A 2660-nucleotide genomic window follows, 5' to 3' on the forward strand; every position below is an offset into this window, starting at 1 on the left:
CAGCGGGCTCGGCGCCTCCTCGATGACCTTCTGGTTGCGCCGCTGGATCGAGCACTCGCGCTCAAACAGGTGGACGACGTTGCCGTGCTTGTCGCCGAGCACCTGGATCTCGATGTGGCGGGGGCTCTCGATGAACTTCTCGATGAAGATGCGATCGTCGCCGAAGCTGGCCTTGGCCTCGGCCTTCACCGCCGGGAAGCCTTCCTCGACGTCCTTGCGGGTCCAGGCGACGCGAATGCCCTTCCCGCCCCCGCCGGCCGAGGCCTTGATCATCACCGGGTAGCCGATGCCTTCGGAGATGCTGATCGCGTGCGCCGTGTCGTCGATCTCGCCGATGTGGCCTGGCACCACCGAGACGCCGGCCTTGGTGGCGAACTTCTTGGACTCGATTTTGTCGCCCATGGCCTCGATGGCGTGGGGATTGGGGCCGATGAAGACGATCTTCTCGTCGGCCAGGCGGCGCGCGAAGGCGGCGCTCTCCGACAGGAAGCCGAAGCCCGGATGCACCGCTTCGGCGCCGGTCTGGCGCACGGCCTCCACGATCTTGTCCGCCACCAGGTAGGACTCGGCCGCCGGGGCGGGACCGATCAACACGCTCTCGTCGGCCATTTCCACAGCCAGGCTGTCGGCGTCGGCTTCCGAGTAGACCACCACCGTGGCGATCCCCATGCGGCGGCAGGTCTTGATGATGCGGACGGCGATTTCCCCGCGGTTGGCAATCAGGATCTTTGAAAACATCTAGTTGCGCACGCGCCTCACTTCCGAACCGAAGGCCGGGACCTTAGATTGCGCGTCATGAGCACGCCACAACTCTCCCCGCCCCAGCTCTCCCCGTCCGGTTTCGACCTGACCCCGCCTAACGCAGAGGAACGCAAGCGCCTGGAGGCCTCGCTGACCGCTGAGGAGGCCGAGGTGCTACTGCACCACGGCACCGAGGCCCCGTTCTGCGGCGGCCTGCTCGATCAGAAGGACGCCGGCGTCTACTGCTGCCGGCTCTGTGGCCTGCCGCTGTTCGAGCACAAGACCAAGTTCGAGAGCGGCACCGGCTGGCCGTCCTTCTGGGCGCCGGTCGACGAGGCGCACATCAAGGCGGTGCGCGACGTTTCCTACGGAATGGTCCGCATCGAGACGACCTGCGCGCGGTGCGGCAGCCACCAGGGCCACGTCTTCCCCGACGGACCGCCGCCGACCCGCCTGCGCTACTGCATCAATTCGGTGTCGCTGGAGTTCGTCCCCTACGGCGCGCCCCTGCCCGACCGTTTGGGGCGCGGCGAGGGCCTGGCGACCGCCTCGACCCCCTCCACCGCGGCCTCGACGGCGCCTTCCACGACGGTTTCCTCAGCGCGGCCGCGCTGACGTCCGCCGTCATGCGACGATCCGTCTCCAAAGCTTGGCCGCTCGGTCGGGGCTAGCCTTGCCCCTGCGTCCTGCCGGGAGCCTTGCCATGAAACTCCGTTCCGCCGAAGGCCGCGCCCGCGCCCGCGCCGACGAGGTCCGCGAGACCAGCGTCACGATCCTGCGGGGCCTGATCCCGGCCGCCACCATCGATGCCTGGAACGCCGCCCTCCAACCGCTGCTGAAGGCCGCCGTGGCGCGCGAGGGCGACGACCCCAACCGCGGCGCCCACCGCCACTACGTGACCCTGCCCTTCCAGGACCTCTGGGCCGACCCGCGGGTGATCGACAACGACGCGATCATGGCCGTGGTCGAGGAACTGGTCGGCGCGGACGGGGTGATGTGCCAGCTCGCCAGCGACACGCCCCTGCTGGGCTCCGAGCACCAGGAGCTGCACCGCGACACCCAGCTCCTGTTTCCAGAGAGCGGCGCGGAGACCCCGCCCTACCAGCTGGCGGTCAACTTCCCCCTGGTGGACGTGACCGCCGAGAACGGGCCGATGGAATATGCGCCCGGCACCCACATGACCTCCAAGGCGGACGGGATGGCGCGGATTGCCTCGGGCGCCGCTCCGCTGATCCCCGTCCATATGGCCCGGGGCGACGTGATGATCCGCGATGTGCGCCACATCCACCGCGGCACGCCCAACCGCACGGCGATCCCGCGGCCGATGGTGGTGATCGGCTACTCCCGCCGCTGGTTGTTCCGTCCCGAGGTGAACATTCGCGTCCCGGCCGAGGTGCTGGGCGCCCTGCCCGACCGGGCGCGCTACTGGCTGCGCTTCAACCCGGTATTCCCGACCAAGGCGGAGGCCGCCCGGCAGCAAGAGAGCTACCGGGCGTTTGCGTATTAGAGCGCGACCGCACCCACCTCGTCATCCCACGAACGCTAGTTCTTCTTCCCCGCCGTCGACTGGCCGCCGCCGGCGCCGCCTGTGCCGGTGGACGCCGGATCGTCGCGGCGCATCTGGGCCTCGGCCACGCTGTCGCCGTAGCCGGTGGAGTCGCTGCGCAGGAAGCCGACCTTCACGATCCGCAGGTTGTTCTGCACGTGGTTCACGCCGGAGATGTCTTCGACCAGCCGCTCGGCGCGGTGCTTGGCTTCGCGGTTCTCCACCGTGCCGGAGAGCGTCACCTCACCGCCGGAGACGGAGATCGAGATGTTCGTGGCGTCGAGCCAGGTGTCGTCGGTCAGCCGCTCGTGGGCGTCGTCGCTGATTCGGTCGTCGGAGCGCTTGTAGCCCTGCGGCCCCAGGCCCCGGGCGC

At 69.1% G+C, this 2660-nt stretch carries 3 protein-coding genes and 1 pseudogene; 2 read left to right on the top strand and 2 right to left on the bottom strand.

Annotated elements, in window-relative coordinates; all coding sequences use genetic code 11:
* Positions 1–738, bottom strand: a 738-nt coding sequence (locus JWP28_RS19600) for a biotin carboxylase N-terminal domain-containing protein (protein WP_299545539.1), incomplete at its 3' end; no start/stop codon positions are given.
* A 57-nt stretch (positions 739–795) separates the two neighbouring features.
* Between JWP28_RS19600 and msrB the strand changes: the two are divergent.
* Positions 796–1281, top strand: a pseudogene (gene msrB, locus JWP28_RS19605) (peptide-methionine (R)-S-oxide reductase MsrB); the annotation flags it as partial.
* A 163-nt stretch (positions 1282–1444) separates the two neighbouring features.
* A complete protein-coding gene (locus tag JWP28_RS19610; protein WP_299545540.1) occupies positions 1445–2248 on the top strand; it encodes a phytanoyl-CoA dioxygenase family protein in 804 nt (267 codons plus the stop codon).
* A 35-nt stretch (positions 2249–2283) separates the two neighbouring features.
* Here the strand turns inward: JWP28_RS19610 and JWP28_RS19615 are convergent.
* On the bottom strand, positions 2284–2660 hold a 377-nt coding region (locus JWP28_RS19615), incomplete at its 5' end, for a BON domain-containing protein (protein ID WP_299545541.1).

The sequence above is a fragment of the Phenylobacterium sp. genome, assembly GCF_028290885.1.
GTDB lineage: Bacteria > Pseudomonadota > Alphaproteobacteria > Caulobacterales > Caulobacteraceae > Phenylobacterium.

Coding starts and splice junctions, on each gene's coding strand:
- JWP28_RS19610 (WP_299545540.1), top strand. CDS start 1,445: ATGAAACTCCGTTCCGCCGAAGGCCGCGCCCGCGCCCGCGCCGACGAG.